At 38.1% G+C, this 20,591-nt stretch carries 16 protein-coding genes; 9 read left to right on the top strand and 7 right to left on the bottom strand.

Annotated features, from left to right (window positions below):
• Positions 1–63: 63 nt before the first annotated feature.
• From dnaB to gloB, 3 genes are all read right to left on the bottom strand, one after another.
• Positions 64–2,661 carry a replicative DNA helicase gene (gene dnaB, locus LC608_RS20295; RefSeq protein WP_229555234.1) on the bottom strand — a complete coding sequence of 866 codons (2,598 nt, stop codon included), beginning with the start codon at positions 2,659–2,661 and terminating at the stop codon, positions 64–66.
• A gap of 201 nt (positions 2,662–2,862) precedes the next feature.
• Positions 2,863–3,321, bottom strand: a complete 459-nt coding sequence (gene rplI / locus LC608_RS20290) for a 50S ribosomal protein L9 (protein ID WP_229555233.1) — start codon at positions 3,319–3,321, stop codon at positions 2,863–2,865.
• A gap of 230 nt (positions 3,322–3,551) precedes the next feature.
• Entirely contained in the window at positions 3,552–4,325 is a 774-nt protein-coding gene (gene gloB / locus LC608_RS20285; RefSeq protein WP_229555232.1) for a hydroxyacylglutathione hydrolase, read from the bottom strand.
• A 416-nt stretch (positions 4,326–4,741) separates the two neighbouring features.
• Between gloB and LC608_RS20280 the strand changes: the two genes are divergently transcribed.
• The 9 genes from LC608_RS20280 to LC608_RS20240 all read left to right on the top strand — a co-directional run bounded on the left by LC608_RS20280 (position 4,742) and on the right by LC608_RS20240 (position 15,395).
• Entirely contained in the window at positions 4,742–5,665 is a 924-nt protein-coding gene (locus tag LC608_RS20280; protein ID WP_229555231.1) for an alpha-1,2-fucosyltransferase, read from the top strand.
• Positions 5,666–5,713: 48 nt separating this feature from the next.
• On the top strand, positions 5,714–6,556 hold the full coding sequence (locus LC608_RS20275; RefSeq protein ID WP_229555230.1) for a putative nucleotide-diphospho-sugar transferase: 843 nt from the start codon (positions 5,714–5,716) through the stop codon (positions 6,554–6,556).
• Positions 6,557–6,664: 108 nt separating this feature from the next.
• Positions 6,665–7,816 carry a glycosyltransferase family 4 protein gene (locus tag LC608_RS20270; protein ID WP_229555229.1) on the top strand — a complete coding sequence of 384 codons (1,152 nt, stop codon included), beginning with the start codon at positions 6,665–6,667 and terminating at the stop codon, positions 7,814–7,816.
• Between the two features lie 94 nt (positions 7,817–7,910).
• The gene (locus tag LC608_RS20265) at positions 7,911–10,232 is read left to right on the top strand and encodes an ABC transporter ATP-binding protein (protein WP_229555228.1); all 2,322 of its coding nucleotides are present in this window, start codon (positions 7,911–7,913) and stop codon (positions 10,230–10,232) included.
• 4 nt (positions 10,233–10,236) lie between these two features.
• Positions 10,237–11,448: a glycosyltransferase family 4 protein gene (locus LC608_RS20260; protein WP_229555227.1), complete on the top strand. Its 1,212-nt coding sequence runs from the start codon at positions 10,237–10,239 to the stop codon at positions 11,446–11,448.
• 61 nt (positions 11,449–11,509) lie between these two features.
• Positions 11,510–12,469, top strand: a complete 960-nt coding sequence (locus tag LC608_RS20255) for a glycosyltransferase family 10 domain-containing protein (protein WP_229555226.1) — start codon at positions 11,510–11,512, stop codon at positions 12,467–12,469.
• A 3-nt stretch (positions 12,470–12,472) separates the two neighbouring features.
• The gene (locus tag LC608_RS20250) at positions 12,473–13,453 is read left to right on the top strand and encodes an Npun_R2821/Npun_R2822 family protein (protein WP_229555225.1); all 981 of its coding nucleotides are present in this window, start codon (positions 12,473–12,475) and stop codon (positions 13,451–13,453) included.
• A 3-nt stretch (positions 13,454–13,456) separates the two neighbouring features.
• Positions 13,457–14,347, top strand: a complete 891-nt coding sequence (locus LC608_RS20245) for an Npun_R2821/Npun_R2822 family protein (protein WP_229555224.1) — start codon at positions 13,457–13,459, stop codon at positions 14,345–14,347.
• Positions 14,348–14,363: 16 nt separating this feature from the next.
• Positions 14,364–15,395 carry an Npun_R2821/Npun_R2822 family protein gene (locus LC608_RS20240; RefSeq protein WP_229555223.1) on the top strand — a complete coding sequence of 344 codons (1,032 nt, stop codon included), beginning with the start codon at positions 14,364–14,366 and terminating at the stop codon, positions 15,393–15,395.
• Between the two features lie 33 nt (positions 15,396–15,428).
• Here LC608_RS20240 and LC608_RS20235 read toward each other — a convergent pair whose 3' ends face one another.
• The 4 genes from LC608_RS20235 to LC608_RS20220 all read right to left on the bottom strand — a co-directional run bounded on the left by LC608_RS20235 (position 15,429) and on the right by LC608_RS20220 (position 19,628).
• Positions 15,429–16,085 (bottom strand): hypothetical protein, encoded by a 657-nt coding sequence (locus LC608_RS20235; RefSeq protein WP_229555222.1) that lies wholly within the window; start codon positions 16,083–16,085, stop codon positions 15,429–15,431.
• 174 nt (positions 16,086–16,259) lie between these two features.
• A complete protein-coding gene (locus LC608_RS20230; RefSeq protein ID WP_229555221.1) occupies positions 16,260–17,144 on the bottom strand; it encodes a hypothetical protein in 885 nt (294 codons plus the stop codon).
• 355 nt (positions 17,145–17,499) lie between these two features.
• On the bottom strand, positions 17,500–17,874 hold the full coding sequence (locus tag LC608_RS20225; RefSeq protein ID WP_229555220.1) for a hypothetical protein: 375 nt from the start codon (positions 17,872–17,874) through the stop codon (positions 17,500–17,502).
• A gap of 29 nt (positions 17,875–17,903) precedes the next feature.
• Positions 17,904–19,628, bottom strand: coding sequence for an AarF/ABC1/UbiB kinase family protein (locus LC608_RS20220; protein ID WP_229555219.1), 1,725 nt, complete (start codon positions 19,626–19,628; stop codon positions 17,904–17,906).
• Between the last annotated feature and the right edge of the window lie 963 nt (positions 19,629–20,591).

Raw genomic sequence — 20,591 nt, 5'->3', positions numbered from 1 at the left:
TCCTTTTTCCCCGTGCTTCTACTGCTTCCCCTGCTCCCTCAGCCCCCACTGCCGATTCAATGGTTAAATTTTTAAATTTTGAAACTTTGTAAACTGTGGGTTAAATAAAAGTTTCGCAGTACCAGTAGGCCCGTTGCGATGTTTAGCTATAATCACTTCTGCAATGCCGCGATCGGGAGTATCGGGAGAGTAATATTCATCGCGGTACAACATTATTACTAAATCCGCGTCTTGTTCAATACTTCCACTTTCTCTCAAATCAGATAACATCGGACGCTTGTTAGTACGTGCTTCTACCCCTCGGCTTAACTGAGATAGAGCAATAACTGGTACAGATAATTCCCGCGCTAAACCTTTGAGTTGACGCGTAATTTTTGACAATTCTTGTACGCGATTATCACCTGCTCCTTCCATCAATTGCAAGTAATCTATTACAATTAATCCTAATTCAGTTCCAACTTCCGCTTGCAGTCTTCTTGCCTGACTACGCATTTGTGTAACTGTAATATTCGGCGTGTCATCAATATAAATCGGCATTTCAGAAAGGATACCAATAGCACGGCTTAAAGGTTCCCACTGTGTTTGGCTCAGGCGGCCAGTTCGCAAATAACTACTTTCAATTTGCGCTTCACTAGCTAATAAACGTTGCGTCAGCTGCTCTTTTGACATTTCCAAGCTGAAAAAAGCAACTGGTAATTTATAAGAAGCGGCGATATTATGAGCAAGGTTTAAGCAAAATGCTGTATTGTGTACACAGATATCATTAGCAACAAAATTATGTGTTTCTGGGATTGTTAAGTCATAAACTTGTTTGCATCCCATCGATTCAATGGAAACTATTTCATCCCAGTACACATCACTCGCTGCTAACTGTTGAAGTAGCGAATTTTCTAAAGTATTTGCTAATATCCAAAGCCTTTCTCGTGTTAAAGCACGTTTCCCAACATGGATATTTGAATATCCTTGAATTCCAGCACGTTGAGCTAAAAGAGTCCAAGGTTCATTACCTTTAGCTGTTGTTATCTGTTCCCAAATTTCTATTGGAATAAGGTCACGATTAGTTTGATATCTCTTTTTAGCTATTGCATCTGCAACCTTAGTTAATGCCTCTTCTTTGCCAAAAATACCAATTTCTGAGATAAAATTTTTGATACTCTGGGCATCAGTAATATCTAATTGCCAAGCTTGTCTGCGAGTGTCTTTATATTTCACAGAGCGTTTTTTCAGACTGGCAATAATTCCAAATCGCAATAACAAATGTTGTATTTGTCTAGCTAATTTTTCGCTGACAGTACAGTAGCCTAACTGCGATTGACCGCTTGTAAGTAATGTAGCCCATCCATCGGTTGCAAATAAACGATTGAGGAATAAGGAAACTTGCGATCGCTCCAATTTAAAAATGACTTGCGGAATGATTTTGGCATCAGCTTTTTTGCCCCATAGCCCTATGTTTTCCAACCATGTTGTTAAAGGATTCTTTTGCCCTTGAGACATAGCTGCATAGAGTATTGGGGTGCGTTCACTCTTAATTTCTATCCTAACTTTCAACTTGGGTGAAAAGCTGGTAACAGCGTATGTGAAATCATTTTGGATACGAGAGTTAATATTAGTAAATTCTGGTGTTGAATCTGTTAAGCACCCATCACCTATGAAATATGCCAATAATTTAACTTCACACTCGCGGATAGTTTCTGTACCAAATACATTAAGTTTACGAGCTACAGCAATTTTATCCCCTACTCTTAATTCTGAAAGTTGTCGCCATCCATTGAGGGTTAAATAAGGATGGGTGATAGTACTTTCAATATATCGTCCTAAGCGAGTAGTAACACTAAAAACTGGTTTAATGCCGTCATTAACAAAGGCTGAAGCTTGAGTTAGATGAAACTTCCAATCATTTCCTAAAGTTATTAACTCAGCTTGCCGACGATGGTATATTTCTTTAATAGTTGAGATACTCCCGTCACTCAAAAGTATTTCCGCATTTTCATGCAAGCATTTCCCCATTGATGGGCGGCCCGCGACAATAATCAAATCAGAACGCTGAAAGCCGCTAGTCATGGCATCTAAATCGTAAAATCCGCAGGGAATACCTGGTAAGGCGATGCCTTGATTTCGATCTTCAATATCTTGGAAATTATTAATTAGAGTATCAGAAATGTGAATTAAACCCGATTGGGGACGCTCTTGAGTAACGCCAAAAACTTTCTGTTCTGCCTGATCTAAAACCTGTGGTAATTCGGTTTCTGTCTCGTAACCAAGATGTACAATTTCATTGCCAGCTTTAATTAACTGTCGCCGCAGGTATTTGTCCATCACCAACCCTGCTAAAGCGTCGATGTTGACGGCTGACACTGTGCGGTCTACCAGAGTTGCTAATTTATTCCTACCGCCAATGCGGGCTAGTATTTCATGGTCAGTCAGCCAACTTGTGACTGAAAGTAAGTCTGTGGGTTTACCTTGGGTGTGGAGCCTCACAGCTGCTTGATAAATATCTTTGTGAGCGCTAATGTAAAAAGCTTCTGGAAGGAGGCGATCGCTAACTCGACTAATCGCTTCTGGATCTAGTAAAATACCCCCCAAAATCGCTTCTTCCGCCTCAATATTTTGTGGTGGGAGGCGATCGCTACCATCGCCTTGAAAACTCAGTGCTTCAGCCATAAACGATTTTAGTTTTGAGATGAAAGCTATTTGAGAGTATGGGGTTGGGAGTATGGGGTTGGGAGTTAGGAGTTAGGAGTTAGGAGTTAGGAGTTAGGAGTTAGGAATTGTTTATGACCCCTGCTCCCCCTGCTCCCCCTGCTTCCTCATCTCCCTCATCCCCCTCATCCTCTCATCTCCCCCTGCTTCCCCTGCTGTCTCCTAGCTAGCGACGACTTGAATATCGACTTGTGCTGCTACTTCCAAATACAGCTTGATTTCGGCTTGATAAGTACCAAGGTGGTTAATATCGGGGATGGTAATTCCACGCCGATCGATTTCTTGACCGGTGGCTGCCTTAATTGCATCTACAACATCTTGGGTAGTGATAGTACCGAAAATTGCTTCGTTTTCACCAACTGGCTTGGCAATTGTCAAGCTGCCAACTTTTTCCAAAGATTCTTTTTGCTCAAGAGCTTGTTGCCTGAGTTCTAATTGCCGTTGACGCTCTTGCTCACGACGGCGTTCTACTTGCTTGAGAATACCAGGAGTGGCATTGGTTGCCAATTTTTGGGGAATTAAATAATTACGAGCGTAGCCAGGAGCTACTTCCACTAAATCGCCAGATTTTCCCAGCTTGCTGATATCCTGATTTAAAACTAACTGTACGCGTTTCGCCATCGTTTTTCCTGTAAAATCTGATTAATTCGGGTTTGGGTAAGATAGCTCACAATGTCAGTGCTGTATTCCAAGCTTCTTTGCCTATACCCTAAAGCTTACAGATCGTAGCGAAAGGAAGGGTGCGATCGCAACTATTAGAGAAAATTGAATGAATTGGGGAATGGGGAGATGAGGGAGCAGAGGAGGTAGGGGAAGCAGGGGAAGAATAATTAATAACAAATGACAAATGACTAAAAGTTATTTCTCATGTCCCGTATCCGTGCAAAGGTTTGGACTCCATCGCTACTCTTAACGGTTGATTGTAATGATTGCTGATCCCAACGTAAAAAGGGATTTGTTCGCTTCTCCACTCCTAGCAACGAGGGGATGGTAGCTTCTCCTTGGCTACGGTAAGCTTTTACTTCATTGAAGCGTCTTTGTAAGTCGTCATTGTCACCATCAACAGTTAAGGCAAATTGCAGATTTTTTAAAGTGTATTCGTGGGCACACCAGATGCGTGTATCATCGGGTAGAGAGCGCAGTTTGCTTAAAGAGTCTACCATTTGGCTCGGTGTTCCTTCAAACAAGCGACCGCAACCGCCAGAAAATAAGGTATCGCCGCAAAATAAGTCGCCTGTCTCACCAGCTTTTTCTGGGGGAAAGTAGTAAACGATGTGAGCGCGGGTATGTCCGGGAACGAAGATAACTTCAGCTATGCGGTCTGCAAACTCGACGCGATCGCCTTCTTGCAAAAACACCTGTTGACCGGGAATTCTACCACGATCCTCCGCTCCTCCATAAACTATCAGTTGGGGGAATTGTTCTATTAGTTGCTTATTACCACCCACATGATCGTTATGGTGGTGCGTGTTAAAAATTGCTACTAAATCAGCTTTTAATTCTGCCAGTTTCTCTAATACTGGTAGAGACTCCGCCGGGTCAACAACGGCGGCAATATTTTGTTTATGGTCGTGTAGCAAGAATATGTAGTTATCTGAGAGTGCTTCCAGACGGATTACCTGCATTACCTTTGCCTCCCTTACAACATAGATGTTTGGTATCGAGTAGCAATCTTAATTCTAAGCAAGTAACTAGCCTACTTAGATAAATTATTGTAATTATTTATACGAGAATTAGCACAAATGTAATGCTTCATTAACAGTTATGATAATATACAACCGTAGTTTTACCGTAAACATACCATAAGAAAGCAAAATTTATCTGGATTTGTCCGTAAATTTTCTCTGGAAATAACTGCAAATATAAAGTTAGATTTATCTGATTATTTCCTACTCTAAAAATAGCAAAAACTATATTTGATTATAGTGTATATTTCCTTTCATCTGCTAGGTTTAATATAATTTAAATTCTATTATGTTTATAACTTGGTATTTTAAAGCTTAAGTCAATATTATAAATTTTTCTTTTTGAGGTTTTATACATGTTAGTAATCTCGGCAAAATCTGGACAACTAGGCAACAGATTATTATTATCTGCTCATTTTATGGCATTTGCATGTGAAAATAATTTTACGGTTTTAAACCCAGCATTTGAAGAGTATGCTGATTTTTTCGAGTCAACATCTCAAGATTTTTTATGTCGCTACCCTTCTAGTAAACTTTCAATTGCAGGAAATAAATTACTACGCAAATACTACTATAAAATAAACCGTTATTTAGCTGAAAGTGGACGTTTTAACACAATTGAGATTAAGCGTAATCAGCCCTTTAGTTGGAGCAATTTAAGCATTACAAAAGAGTTGAAGCCAGAAAGTATCAACTTTTTTCAAGGGTGGGTATTTCGTGATGGATGGTTTGTAAATGATATATCAAGGTTACAAAAACATGGGGAAAAAATTCGTGCTTACTTCCAGCCTCTAAAGAATTATCAGTTAAATGTAACAAAACTCATATCGAATATTCGTAGCCAGACTGATGTGCTCATTGGAGTCCATATCCGTCATGGAGATTATCAAGAACATCAAAATGGCAAATATTTTTATTTAGTTGAAGAGTATTTAAAGGTTATGGAATCAGCACGAATGCTATTTCCTAATAAAAAAGTGACGTTTTTGATTTGCTCAAATCAGAAGCAAAATGACGAATCTTTTCAACATTTATCTTATGTTTATGGCAATAATCATATAATTGAGGATATGTATTCTTTAGCTGAATGTGATTATATTATTGGCGCTCCTAGTAGTTATAGTATGTGGGCATCATTTTACGGTGAGCGACCTCTCTATATGATTAGAGATGTGAATAAGACTTTAGAAATCGAAGATTTTATTCACTTTTATCAATGGCAAGGAGTTTTTTATTATAACGAAGACTGGAGTAAAAGTTTTTGGGAATGGACACATTAAATTATCTTGACGGACTAGGCTTAAAAGTAATAATTATTTAACTTATTTATGAAAGCACAAAATAGAGGGTTTATTACAATTTTAACTGGGCTTTACTCTTTTCAAGATTGTATTCATTTTTTAGCGGCAGTTAGGAAGTTTCATCAAGAGCCGATCATTATTTTAATTGACCAAGTTCCAATAGTTCTTTATCCCTTGCTAAAGGCGTTCAAAAATGTAATTTTAAAGCCAGCGCCTGCAAATGAAAATACTGTTTTAGCGTCAAGGCAAGCAAAATTGGCTCTATATGCAGCCTCTGAGTTTGATAAAACAATTTATCTAGATTCAGATATTTGCTTACTTTCTGATATCAACGACGTATTTGAGTATTTGGATGAGTATGACTTTTTGTTAACTGAAGATGTGCAACCTTCTATTCTGAAAGCTACGAATTTATTACGTGGTAACCAAGAAGAACTTTTGCCAAATGTTTTGCCAATTCTGCAATCAGTAGGTTTACCATTACAAGCAGATAGTGTGCAGTATAATGGCGGGTTTATGGCTTTTCGGAAAACAAAAGTAACCAAGGTATTTTTTGAAGAATTTCAACATTATTTTGAGATTGTCAAAAATAACCAAGATAAATTACTCCTCAAAGATCAAGGTGCTTTTGCTTCTGCGATCGCATCTGTACGCCCTAATATGAAAATACTACCACCTACCTATAATTATCTCAGCAAATGGGAGGATGCTTATAATATTCAGGATAAAATTAAAGTTCTTCACTGTACCTATGCTTATCGACCTCAATATGCTAAAAACATTACCCGTTCTTTCTACACCAGGGTATTTGACAAATTTGCTAAAGCATTTTTACCCAATCAAGTTACAAATCCCTGGCGCAAAAAATGACATCTTCTGATGAATATGTGCACAAGCCTTTTTCCTGTATTACATTATGAATAATTTTAAATATTTATCAATATTGAAATTGCAAATTTACAGGAGGAAACATCAAAATTGAAAGTTTCATTAATTGTTGGTGATTTATCTGGAGGGGGTAGTATTCGAGCATTTTTACTAGCTCAAGTACTACAAAGTCTCAATTATGAAGTAGAGATTGTTGGTTTTATTTATGGTAAAGAACTATATGCTATTCCTCCGTCTGGCATTTCAGTTGTTTCTCTTCCAGGTACAAATTATCCAGAATTTCTGATATCTGCTCGTCAACTTTTGCAAAAAATAGATGGAGATATTATTTATGCAGTAAAACCCAAGTTTACAAGTTTTGGCCTATCGCTACTGAAAAAATTTATTGGTCGTCGTCCTTTAATTCTAGATATGGATGACTGGGAACTCAGTTGGCACGGAGGTGATGAGTGGAAATATCGTCCTAGTCTTAAGCAATTTTATCGTGATTTTTTCAAGAAAAATGGCGCATTAAAATTTCCAGATCATCCACTGTATCTCAAATGGATGGAAAACTTAGTAGCAAAGGCAGATGCAGTAACAATAGATACTGAGTTTCTGCAAAAACGCTTCGGTGGTGTTTACGTACCTAATGGTAAAGATACCGCAATGTTTGACCCCCAGAAGTATGATTCTGAGACTAGCAGAACGGATTACGGCCTTTCTGAGTATCGAATTCTCATGTTTCCTGGGGCACCACGACCTCACAAGGGGGTTGAAGACATTTTAATGGCGCTCGATTTGTTGGATGAGCCAGATTTAAGATTAGTGATTGTGGGTGGTAGTCCTTACGATGATTATGACGATAAATTGATTCAAAAGTGGGGGCGTTGGATTATTAAATTACCAAGGTGCCCTGTAGAATTAATGCCTAAAATTGTAGCATCTGCTCACATTGTAGTTGTTCCCCAGCGAGATACTTTGACTGCTCGCGCTCAGTTCCCCCTAAAGTTGACAGATGGAATGGCAATGGCTAAACCTGTACTATCAACGTGCGTTGGAGATATTCCCAAAATTTTAGGTAATACTGGTTATTTAGTCGAGCCTGCTTGTCCTGAACAGCTTGCTAAACAAATACAATTGATTTTTCAGAATTTAGAGTCAGCAGAGCAGCAAGGTATCAAGGCAAGAGAAAGATGTGTGGAACTCTATAGCATAGAGACTATGGCTTCTGTGCTCAAGTCGGTAATTGCTCGGTTATAAATCTTGATTGGGATTTGATTTATTTGATGATGAGTAAATTTGACAAGTAAATTGTGAATAATATTAATACATTAAAGTTGCATAATAATACCCAATGTCTACCAGAAAACTATTACTAAGATTTGCTAAACCCTATCCAGGTTTAATTCTGCTAACAATATTGTTAGGATTTTCTGGAGCCTTATTTAATGGAATTAGCACAGCTTTAATTGTGCCAGTAATTTTAAAAATTGTTGGGCAAGAAGTAGATTTAAGTTCTGCCCCTCCCATCCTAAAAAGGTTGATATCTCCCTTTGATAATACCCCAGAATCTTACCGGATAGTAGTAATGGCTGGGACGATTTTATTCACAATTTTTTTAAAAAACTTAGCTACTTATGCCAGCGCCTTGGCATCAAGTTCTTTAACCCGAAAGCTAACATCAGATATGCGCGAAACTGGGTTAAAGCTATTATTAGAAGTTGATATAGATTATTATGCCAAAACAAAGGTTGGTGATTTAATCAACCGTCTTGGTGGAGAAATTGGTCGGGCTGCAAGTGCTATAGGTAGTACGGTCAAGATAGTTATCCTGGGAATCACAATTTTAGTTTTTGTCGGGTTATTACTGTCAATTTCTTGGGAGTTGACAATTGCTTCTACGCTTTTGCTGTTCTTAGTGACGTTAATAAATCAGTATGCCATTTCTAAGTCGAGAACTTTTGGTAAACAGCTTAGTGAAATGTCTAGAGCATATTCAATCTCTGTGCTGGAGACTTTGAACGGAATCCGACTGGTAAAGGCGACGGGAAATGAAGAAAAAGAATATCAACGAATTCAAAAATTAATTCGCGATCGCGAGTTAGCAGATTTCCAATCTCAGGTTAATTCAGAAGCGATTACACCTTTGAGCGAGGTAATGGGTATTACAGCTTTACTGCTGATTGTACTTTTGAGCAAAACCTTCTTTGCTGGCCAGGTTTCCTCTCTTTCCACCGTACTTTTAACATATCTATTAGTGCTGCTGCGAGTGCTGCCATTAATTTCTCAGTTAAATAGTATTCGCAGTAACTTTGCCAGTACCGCCGCCAGTGTAGATGTGGCAAATGAATTTTTAAGTCTCAATGATAAGCCGTTCATGCATAAGGGTAAGCTTCCCTATACAAAATTACAAAAGGGTATATCTTTTAATTCTCTTCGCTTTGCCTACCCTGACCATGAAAAAATGGTACTCAAAGATGTAAGTTTATTTTTACCGCATGGCACGACCTTAGCATTAGTAGGCAGTTCTGGTGCTGGTAAATCCACATTAGCAGACCTTTTGCCCAGATTTTATGACCCAATCGCTGGCAGTATTACCATTGACGGTACTGATTTGCGGGAGTTTGATGTTGTATCGCTGCGAAAGCGAATGGGGATTGTTAGTCAAGATACTTTTCTTTTTAATGACTCGGTGCGAAATAATATCGCTTATGGGCGAGAAGAGGCTACAGAGGATGAAATTCTGACAGCAGCCAAGCGGGCAAATGCTTATGAGTTTATTAGCAAATTGCCTCAAGGATTTGACACCTTGATTGGCGATCGCGGCGTGATGTTATCTGGTGGACAAAGGCAAAGATTAGCGATCGCCCGCGCATTGCTCCAAAATCCAGATATTCTGATTTTAGATGAAGCCACCAGCGCTTTAGATACCGTTTCCGAACGCTTAGTACAATCTGCACTTGATGAATTGAGTCGCGATCGCACAACCCTTGTAATTGCTCACCGCCTTTCCACAGTCCAAAAAGCCGATCAAATTGCCGTATTAGATCAAGGACAAGTGGTAGAAGTAGGAACTCATGATGAACTGTTACCAAAAGGTGGGTACTACTCACGTTTGTACTCAATGCAATTTAGCGATCAGCCTAAGAAAGACTTAATTCAGACAAAAATTTTTAAGGCAATGCGCCTAAACTCAAAGAAATTTGTTGAACATCCTGAAGCCGCTACTAAACACAAGCAAAGCTTGCTCCGCATCTCTCACGAAATTCGGACACAGTTGAACTCAATGATTGGGTTCCTGCACTTGTTACTTGATGATTTAGTAGACAATTCCCAAGAACAGCAGCAATTAATTGAAGATTCTTACAAATCAGCTTGGAGAATTCTCAACACCATAGATGTTTTTGAGGATGTTATTAACTTGCAACTAAATGAAGAATTTATCTCAATTTCTGAAGAAAATCAAGATATTATAAGCAGCTATTATCAGACATTTAATCATCTTTCTAATGAGTTTCGGGCTTCTCTGAATCTCATACTTGGCTCTCTCCGCTCTCTAAGTGATAATTTGATATACACCCCAGAAGAACAAAAGGGATTAATTACTGAAAGTTATGAATCTGCTATATCTCTGCTCGAAAACTTAGAAAAATTTGAAAATAGTATTAATATCTAAATTTATGAAAAACCCTACTTTTAAAAAGCACTATATTTTTTTCATTGGTGAAGAGTTGCCGCAGCCAGAGGCTCACCTAGTGCAGTCTACAAATGCAGCTAACGGCGCTGCCAACTTGGGATACTCAACAGTTTTGGTATATCCTGAAAAAGGAGCAAAAGCTATTAACCCGGCTAATTTAGCTCATCCTTTTCAACCGAGAAAAACACCAACAGAACTGATCAAATATTACAACCTCCATGACAAGTTAAAAGTTGCTCCTTTACCTATGCCTTGGCCGATTGACCATTTTCGGAGCAAATTTACTGACTCTAACACCATTGCCAGCAAGTATTATTTACCATTTCACATACTTCCAACTACTAAAATTGTCCACAGTCGCAACTGGAATTTTGTCAAAGCTGCCATCAAAAATGGCGTTCCAGCAATTTATGAACACCACCACCACGAAGACAAACCGTTTGAGCCAGAAATTGTTAAAAATCCGCTATTGCAAATTGCTGTCACCGTTATAGACACCATCCGCGAAAGCATGATTAAAAATGGTATGCCACCAGAAAAAGTGATTACACTGCACAATGGTTTTAATCGCTTATTTATGGAGAGACAACCAGAAAAAGCAGCAGAATGGCGCCAAAAACTATTGCAAGACGAAAGCCAAAAATTGGTAGTTTATGCGGGGGCTTTACAGCAATTTAAAGGTATTGATCTATTAATTGATGTAGCTCAAGAAATGCCTAATGTGCAATTTGTTTGTGCAGGTGGTAAGCCTAAAGAAGTCGAATATTATCAACAATTGGTAAAAGAAAAACAAGTTCATAATATTAAATTTCTGGGCTATATATTACATAATCATTTAGCCTCTTTGCTACAAGCAGCCGATGTTTTAGCTCATCCTCATTGTTCGGGAAAAGCGGCAACTTTCACATCTCCCTTAAAGCTGTTTGACTACTTGGCTTCTGGAACTCCCATTGTAGCAACAGAAATTCCTTCATTACTTGAGTTTCAAGATACTCACTCAATTGCTGCTTGGTGTGAGCCAGATAATCCCAGCAAATTTGCCGAATGTCTAAAGCGAGTTTTAGAAACTTATCCCAGAAAAATAGAAGGTTATCCAGATAGTATCAATTTTGTTAAGCAGTTCTCTTGGGAAAATAGAGCAGCAAAAATCCTGAGTTATGTTGATGAATCTCTGTTACCCCAACTTGTTGTATAAGCAAAAAAGAATGATATTAGGGAAAATAACTAATGAAAATAATAACTGACTAATAAATAAAATGACTCTTACAACTGTAGGCATGATTAGCAGCTATCGAGGTTTAGAAACTAGAGCCGATTGGCTATGGCAACAAACTCCAAATCAATTTGGAGTTTGGGGCAATATCCAAATGCAAGCATTAAAAGCCAAACCAGATTTTCTGCTGATGTATCAATTTGATTTTCCCCAAGCAGCGCCACCAACATCTTGGTTAGATAGTTTTCGTAAACGGCAGCAAAAATCAGTAGTAAATGTTGATTCTCTACTGCGTGGTCTAAGTAAAGAGCGGATTATTTATTTACTAAGAGAACCGCCTCTAGATGAAATTATAGAAATTACTAATCATAATTACCAAGAAGCCAAAAAGTATTGCGGTTACGTTTCTGGTCCAGATGATTTTGCCCCTATTCCCGACTATATGCCTGCTATTTGGTATCACTCAAATTCATTTCAAGATTTAAATGAAATGCTACCTCCTGAAAAGGTTGCTCCATGTAGTTGGATTACTTCAGGAATTAGCCGCACTGTCAACCATCGTCAGCGTTTAGACTTTTTACAGTCTCTACAATCTAGTGGTATTAAATTTGATTTATATGGGCGTAACTTACCACAATGGGCGAAAAAGTCAGGAGAACTGGGTAATAAGTGGTATGGCATGGCACCATACTATTACAATCTAGCAATTGAAAATTATGCTGATAATAATTGGTATGTGAGTGAGAAACTTTGGGATAGTTTACTTGCCTGGTGTCTACCAATTTACTATGGGGGCCCGGCTGCTGATAAATTATTGCCACCTGGTAGTTTCTTGCGATTACCTAGTTTAGATGAAAAAGGCATTGCCTACATCCAAGAAGTGACAGCTACACCTGATGCTTGGTATGCTGCCAAAGATGCGATCGCAGAAGCACGTCAAATCATTTTACACAAATTAAATCTGCTTAACTGGTTGTCAAACTTCGTTGATCAACACTCATAAATTATGAATGGTATTTGTACCCTTGGCAATGATTATGTTTTCGATCAACTGGTGGCTCTGCTCAACAGTATTGATGTTATCTTGGGACCGAAAACGCCTGTTTGTATCTATCCTTTTGATGATCAGACACAGCGAATCGCTGATGAAATAGCTAAACGACCTAATGTATTTCTTTACGATAATCAAGAATCAATTAATCGCTGGGATGAATTTATGATCTCAGCAGCACCAGAACGATTGAATCGCAGTAAATTCCGTTTGTATGGCGCTCACCGTCGTTTTTGTGCTTTTGATGGGCCATTTGATAAGTTTATCTATTTAGATGCAGACACTTTGGTGATGAACTCTCTGGCGGCGGTGTTTGAAAAGTTAGATAATTATGATTTTGTTGTCTACGATTTTCAATTTAAAGATGTTAGTAAAATATACAATATTAATTCTCCCAAATTACTAAAAATTTTCGAGCGAAAGCGCATTGATTCTGAAATATTTTGCTCAGGCTTTTATGGCTCAAAGCGGGGCATATTTAACTCAGAACAAAGAAATTTGCTGATATCCCATTTACAAAATGGTGAAGCGGAAATTTTGTACGAAGGGGCTGGTGAACAACCACTGATAAATTATATGGTAATGAGGTCTAATCTTTCTATTTATAACTTTGCTCAACAATTACCAGATAATCAAAAAACTGGATGTTCTGCCACATCTAAGCACTTTGAAGAACGAGAACATATTCTCTATGACAAAGGCAATCGATTAACTTACATTCATTATATTGGTGTTCCTCCTAATATCAATAAAGCAGTATGTGCTGGAGAAAATATTGAGTTCCCTTATCGAGATTTATTTCTCTATTACCGTTATTTACACGAACCAGAAAAGCGTCCAGTCTTTACAAATTCTCCCAAAAATTATAATGACGCTCCAATATCAAATTTACTTATAAGAGCTTTGCGAAAACTTAGGTTAATTAACCAAGGATAATTTATGACTAGGGGTATTTATATTGTTGCCAATGACCGGGTTATTGATAATGCGATCGCTTTACTCAATAGCATTCGTTACTATGACCCAGAAGTTACCGTTTATCTCATACCTTTTAATGAAAATTATCACAAGGTAGCAGAGCAGCTTGCTACCTTACATAAAGTGCAAATTTTTCCAGATTTAGAACTTATTGATAAATTCACCAAACGCATCGGAGAAATTTTTGATCGAGATTTCCTTGCCTTACCCAACAAAATGCGTAAACTGGTGGCGTGGTTTGGCCCTTTAGATGAGTTTATTTATATTGATACAGATATTGTGGTTTTTGAAAAAATCGTTGACAACTTAGACAAGCTTTCAGAAGTTGATTTCTTCTGTTGTGATTACCATCATGCCAATGACAAGCTGCGAAATATCTTTTCTACATTTGTGAAAGAGCAGCAAATTTTTTCAGACGCCCAACTTGAAGACGTTTTCAATAGCGGGTTTTGGGCTTCGAGAAAAGGAACTATTACCGAACAGCAGATGGACGAAGCTTTGCGCGAATGTGCTGCACATCGGGAATATTTCGATTTTTCTGAAGGAGTTACAGATCAACCAATTTTAAATTATCTTGTTCTCAAGTTGATTTCCAACCGTGGTAATCTCGTCAAAATTCCTGGAGGAGGGCCTGGGAGTTGGGCAGGTTCGCAAAATTTCCAGCAGCAAGACTATGCCCTTTATGACCGAGGACAAAGACTAAAATATCTGCATTGGGCTGGCACACGGATGAAAACTGGTAGTCCCTATTGGCAATTGTGGGAACATTATCGCTATCTCCATGAGGGTAAATTCGCCTTTATCCCCAAACTGACTCGCCGTTTATTTCCCTTTGTTTCTGCCCGTACTTAATATTAGGAGTATCCCAATGATTGATGGCATTTACATCCTAGCCAATGATGTCGTCTATGACCAATTAGTTGCGTTGCTCAATAGTATAGAAGGTAATGCTGGTAGAGAAATTCCTGTTTGTATAATTCCATATAATGAGCAGTTAGACAAAGTAAAAGCAGAGATTGCATCTAGAGATAATGTCACCTTATTTGAAGACTTTAATTCCATCGCTTATTGGGATAACTTTGCCACCCAGATATGGAAAAATTATCCTAGAGCACAAAAAACTTGGCGAGGGTGGGGCTTTCCAGAACTCTATCGGCTGCCAATGCACCGCAAATTATGTGGTCTGGATGGCCCCTTTGATAGATTTATTTATTTTGATGCAGATACCTTGTTAATGGGGCCTGTAGATTATGTATATGAAAAATTAGATGCCTATGATTGGGTAGTGAATGATTTTCAATATAAGTCTGATTTAAAGTTTGTTTTTGATGGTTCGTCAGAGCAGATGCAGCAAGTTTTTAACTCAGATAACTTGCAATCTAGAGTATTTTGTGCTGGTTGGTTTGCCACCAAAAAGAATATTTTTTCTCCAGCTATAAGAGCTGACTTTCTCGACAAATTAATAGCGGGTGAAGCTGAAGTAATGTGTTGTTTAGGCCCTGACCAATCTTTATTTAACTACATGGTATTGAGAAGTGGAATTCTATATTATAATTTTGCTTGTCATGACTGCAAACAGTCAACTGGTAATCACTGGAGTTCTCAATTTGATGTAGTAGAGAACATCCTTTATGACCAAGGACGGCGGCTGACATATCTGCACTATATGAGTATAAATTCATCAAACTTTACTCACCTTTGCGCTGGTGAAGATGTTAATATTCCATATCGAGATGTGTTTTTGCATTATAGATATTTAAAGTCGCCAGAACAAAGACCCACAAGCTTTAAGCGTCAAAGTCCACTAATACGTCTGCAAAAGACTACTACAAGTTTTTTCAATCAAAAAGTCAACAATATTAAGCTGAACTATCGTAATTTTAAAGATAAAATTACTTAATAATTGAATAATTTTAAAATTAGAAGCTTTTACTCAATTAGCTAGCATGCGAATCATCTCAACATAGCTTGGCAGCAACTTATCCCAACTAAAACGCTCATAAATGAATTGATGACGCTGATAAAATTTAGATTTATCTCCATTTTCGGATAGTATTTGAATAATTAAATCTGCCAAACTTCCTTTGTGTGTAAAATCGCCAAAACACCCTTTATTTTCAAAGGTGTAATTCTCAAGATGCTGAGGAGCAATTTGTTGTATAAGGTCACAGTTGGCAAAAATGGGAGACTTTGCTCCTAGTGGGTCACCATTACAAAAGAGTAATTTATAGCTTTGCTTGGTAAAACGCCGCCAATACGCGAGGAAATTACCAATGTCGTTATCACTAAAGTAAATTACATCTGGTTTCTCTGTTTGGATATGTGGTATAAGACTTAAAAAAAAGGATATTTGCTCTACAAAATAGGCACTGGTTTTAGTGTACTTAGCTATCCTACAGGCTGTTACAGTATGACGGGGTAAATTCCACAAAGAAACTTCTTTTGTTTTTGCTTTTCCACCACCTTTAAAAAGGATTATATCTAGAGAAGGTTCTTTTGATAGTGCCTGAAATGCTTGTTCGGCAAAAGACTCATACCCCCGCATAACCTGACCAAGACCTGTACATATCAAAAAAACTTTAAGTTTCATGATTTTAATCTTTAGTTACAAATAATATATTTCAAAAAATAGATATACAATTTCTAGCGCTTTTCGCATGTAGTGCAATACACCTTGATAAGGGAAAGGGGCTAAACTAGTGTATTCCATCGACATAAAAACTGCTGTAATTATTTCAAAGCGGAAATACCTTGCATCTGTTGATTAGCGGTAATAAAAATTAAAGTTACTTAATGTCGCAAGTTTTAAACATAAAGAACGATAGTAATAACCAGTAAACTTATTTAGTTTACGTACCAGCTTTTGTAAAATTGAATTTTGGCGGTACTCAATCGCTTCGTGCTGTTGAAAATATATCAGCGTTTCATCTGGATTTGCTTGTCCCTTTTTAATTTTCTGGCGTTCTACCCAATCCTTGAAATAAACAATACCGTCCATAGCATCCCATCGAACTGGCAATCCAGCCTTAGCAGCAGCTAATCCTATTGCATAACCCTCAGCACCATAAAAACCATTTAACTCGCAGTAAAGTGCAATGGTTTCCCAGTGCTTGATAAATTCGATTTCACGCCCATCTTGCCTTGTAACTACAAATAACATTTCCATCACAAACTGGATATTAGTATCTTCTAAATCCAGGTCTAGCTTTTGTGCTAGCTTGCTCAGAATGTCCAAATCTCTAATTCTATTTGGTTTATAAGCATCATTTACGGAATTAATATATTCTTGATTGTGTTTGACAATACTGGTACAACTTCTTGCTGTTATACCAGGAAGCCATTTTGTGTCTGGTTGTAACTTATCTAATATTCTGATATCTGCATCAACAAATATACAAGTATTAAACAGTGATATTGCTTTGGCAATTACAAATCTTTTGTCGTGGTAACAGCCAATACTCTGTTGTTTATGTTTAAATGCTAAAACATTAGGATGTTTTTTAAATTCTTGTGGCTTATCTGTTAAAACAATTAAGTACACTCCTGGAGAATGTTTTTCAATATCCTGAGCTAATAGTAAAGCATGAGAGCGATATCTTTTACCCAAAGCTAAACTACAAAAACAAACATCTGCTTTTTCTTGGTTCATCAGGTTTTATTTTTTAAATAAAATTTTACTGAAACTAACATCAAAAATACGTTTAGAGATAGCAGTGTTATACAGCTTGCTCCGATTTCAATCAAACACTATATTTACATATGTAATGTGGGTATTGACTACTGTAATGATACGTATTATTATCCGATTACTAAATCCCATTCAAGCTCTAACAGATGTGAAGACGTGATTAATTGTATCTCTACAAAGCCTTAACAAATCCTCATACCAGAAGTATAAAAGCTCACCATCAATGGTGAGCTTTTAGATTGATTTGTATATTAGTAAAGTGTCCTATATACCAATACAGTTTAGTTAATCAGAATTTAACCATATTGTTTTAAATCTATGGCATAGAATCTAAATCTAGAGATTGCATACCTTCGCGTTCTATAAAGGTCATCATACTTCCCAACTGCAACCAAACTAATAAACAAGTAAACAGACTAATTGGTAGACCCACTCCTAAAGCTAAAGATGTGGGAAAGCCAAATATTGCTAATCCTGAAGACAAAAATAGACAAGTACCACCAGTTATGCCAATAAATGGCACAAATAATTCTTTCAGTGAAGAACGCGGTTTAGTATTTTCTGTGCGTTCACTTGGCCATTTCTGCATAATTACTTTCAAAGTGCCAGATAATGCTAAACCAGATGTTAATGCTGTCAGAAAGCCAACAAGTAACAGAAAATAAGGCGGTTGCAGAGGAAAATAGTACATGAAAACTCCTGATTTATATTAAAGATTTTTTAGTTTTTGTTTGTTGACTGGTTCCCAGCAAAAGGGGCAAGAAATGTAGTTTTTGGCAGGATAGCAGCTGCGCCTTGTCTGGATAAGTCTGTTAAAATGTCGATCGCTACATTTAGTAAACGATCTGGTTTTATGTCATCTTTAACCAGATTCCACAGGCGTTGAACATCTTCGGTATGGAGGCGGTCATCTTCGGTAAGAGCAAGCACTAGCTGTCGCCGCAGAAATTTGCCTTCTTCTGAGATTAAAAATTGGAACCCCATTTGGGCTGTAGGCAAGACATCAAAGTTGTTATCGGTACGAGCGATCGCAATTAAATTTTCTAAACGCTGCCACTGAAATTTACCATCTTTGAACAACACATTCAATAATCGTCGCCGTAATGCGGGCGATTCCCCTGTCAGCAACCGCCGTGCTATATAGGGATAACCCACTTCAACAATTTTGAAATCTGGGTTGAGGCTAAGGGCAATACCTTCTTGAGTCACCAAGGAACGAATAATCAAAGCAAACTTCGCCGGGACTCGGAAAGGATATTCATACATCAGTTCCGAGAATTCATCGGTAATAGTTTTGAAGTTAAAATCCTTGACATTTTTGCCAATGGCGTTTCCCAGCACCGCTTCTAATGCTGGCACAATCGGACAAATATTTGTGTCTGGAGTCAGAAATCCTAATTTTACAAAATCTTCGGCTAAGTCGGTGTAGTCTTTATTCACCAAATGGACTAGCGCATCCACCAGTGTTTCTTTAGTGGTTTCCTCCAACTGATCCATCATGCCGAAGTCAATATAAGCCATCCGACCATCGGGTACAGCAAACAAATTGCCGGGATGAGGATCAGCATGAAAGAAGCCGTGTTCTAAAAGCTGTTGCAAACCTGATGTAACGCCAATTTGGATAATCGCTTCTGGATCTAAACCTGCTTCCCGGATGCGTTTAGTATCTGTCAACTTGAAGCCGTCAATCCATTCCAGGGTTAAAACGTGGGTATTGGTATAACGCCAGTAAATTCCTGGAACTTTAACTTGGGGGTCGTTGCGGAAGTTGCTAGCAAATTTTTCGGCGTTGCGGCCTTCATTTATATAGTCGATTTCCTCAAATAGCTTCGTGCCAAACTCGTCCACGATTAAAGTTAGATCGTGACCGAGATTGAGGGGTAACCAGGGAGCTACCCAACTCGCCCCCCAGCGCAATAAATAGAGGTCGCGGGTGAGAGTTGGGCGTAAGTTGGGGCGTTGCACCTTCACTGCGACTTCTTCGCCGCTAATTAGACGACCACGGTATACTTGACCCAAGCTAGCTGCTGCTACTGGGCTAGGCGACAGTTCGCTAAAACTTTCATGAATGGGACGGTCGAGTTCAGTTTCGATAATTTTGTAAGCGATCGCATCATCGAAAGGTGGTAACTGATCTTGTAACTTGATCAGTTCTTCTAGAAAATCCTTACGTATTAGGTCAGGCCTGGTAGAGAGGGCTTGACCAACTTTAATAAAAGTCGGGCCGAGGCGGGTGAGCAGTTCTCGCAGATGTATAGCTCGTTTACCCTTGTTCTGCTCAACTTTATCTTGCCATTCGTCCCACTTAAGACTGAGGAAAAATCCCGCAAAAGAGGAGATAATTCTCAGGAGTCGCCCCCAGGCTAGCCAGGGACGGTAACTATAGTAGCGAGCGATCGCCTCTGGATTATAGAGTTTTAGCAGAGCAGGTTGATACTGACCCACGCCTTTATTTGCCTCTTCAACTGAAAAATTTACAATGATTGTTTTTCTCCTAACCCACAAGTTAGTTGCAAGTTCAGGATAGCGGTAGTCTTTGATCTAAAACAACTAGAACTCTACCCTTTTGGGATACTGTTCGCGTTGATTTTAGCTTATGTTACTGCCTAAGATTTGTTTATCTTTTTCTTAATTATACTTTATAAAACTACAACTACTTATCCAACTTTCAGATGATTTTATCTTTTCTTAACTATTATTTATAAAAATATATTTATCTATGTCTGATTATGCAAATTTAAATAAACTGCGATCGTAAGTAACTTTATTTACTAACAGTTATATGGAGTAGTAGTACTATTACTGTCTTGAATTTAATCTTCGTTACCATTCCCGCCTCGGAACAAATTCCAAGGCTAATAGCTTGCATTCCTCTCAAGAGGACTAAATACAAAATTTTCAGCCATGTAGAAGGTATCTTATAGCGGTTATCAGTTGAGTAGGTATAGAACCCCACTCCCAATCCCCTCTAACAGCAAGCGAGGAGCTTGCTCTTCATCTCATTCGATTAGGAAAAGCTATATGTAAAAGGGAAAATTTCAGTCCACTTGAGTGGACTTTAGCTATCAGCCCAGAACTTAAGTTCTGGGTGAGATATCGGATAAGGGCGACACTTTGACTGTTACAAAAATGTGGGTAACGACAATGCTTTATTTACGCCGTGCTGTACTAGTACGCAACGGCAGAAATAGAGCAACCGTTTAGAATGCCTAAATAGCTTATTCCATAAGACTTTTGACTTTTGACTTCCGCCTTGCGGTACTAGTCCTAGAATTGTATAGTTAGGTGGAAGAATTAACCTGTGACTCATAACAGAATTATTATTTATAAGTACTATAAAATTGGTAATTGGTAGTGATTTTGCCACACTTACCAATTACCAATTAGCTACTTTTAACCATCGTGCAA

Origin of the sequence: Nostoc sp. XA010, from assembly GCF_020829625.1 — a bacterium.
GTDB lineage: Bacteria > Cyanobacteriota > Cyanobacteriia > Cyanobacteriales > Nostocaceae > Nostoc.
Note: the sequence above shows the minus strand (reverse complement) of the source record. Positions and strands in the feature narration are given on the sequence as shown.

Coding starts and splice junctions, on each gene's coding strand:
- LC608_RS20230 (WP_229555221.1), bottom strand. CDS start 17,144: ATGAACCAAGAAAAAGCAGATGTTTGTTTTTGTAGTTTAGCTTTGGGT.
- LC608_RS20260 (WP_229555227.1), top strand. CDS start 10,237: ATGAAAAACCCTACTTTTAAAAAGCACTATATTTTTTTCATTGGTGAA.
- LC608_RS20255 (WP_229555226.1), top strand. CDS start 11,510: ATGACTCTTACAACTGTAGGCATGATTAGCAGCTATCGAGGTTTAGAA.
- LC608_RS20280 (WP_229555231.1), top strand. CDS start 4,742: ATGTTAGTAATCTCGGCAAAATCTGGACAACTAGGCAACAGATTATTA.
- LC608_RS20275 (WP_229555230.1), top strand. CDS start 5,714: ATGAAAGCACAAAATAGAGGGTTTATTACAATTTTAACTGGGCTTTAC.
- LC608_RS20265 (WP_229555228.1), top strand. CDS start 7,911: ATGTCTACCAGAAAACTATTACTAAGATTTGCTAAACCCTATCCAGGT.
- LC608_RS20240 (WP_229555223.1), top strand. CDS start 14,364: ATGATTGATGGCATTTACATCCTAGCCAATGATGTCGTCTATGACCAA.
- LC608_RS20250 (WP_229555225.1), top strand. CDS start 12,473: ATGAATGGTATTTGTACCCTTGGCAATGATTATGTTTTCGATCAACTG.
- dnaB (WP_229555234.1), bottom strand. CDS start 2,661: ATGGCTGAAGCACTGAGTTTTCAAGGCGATGGTAGCGATCGCCTCCCA.
- LC608_RS20245 (WP_229555224.1), top strand. CDS start 13,457: ATGACTAGGGGTATTTATATTGTTGCCAATGACCGGGTTATTGATAAT.
- LC608_RS20235 (WP_229555222.1), bottom strand. CDS start 16,085: ATGAAACTTAAAGTTTTTTTGATATGTACAGGTCTTGGTCAGGTTATG.
- rplI (WP_229555233.1), bottom strand. CDS start 3,321: ATGGCGAAACGCGTACAGTTAGTTTTAAATCAGGATATCAGCAAGCTG.
- gloB (WP_229555232.1), bottom strand. CDS start 4,325: ATGCAGGTAATCCGTCTGGAAGCACTCTCAGATAACTACATATTCTTG.
- LC608_RS20225 (WP_229555220.1), bottom strand. CDS start 17,874: ATGTACTATTTTCCTCTGCAACCGCCTTATTTTCTGTTACTTGTTGGC.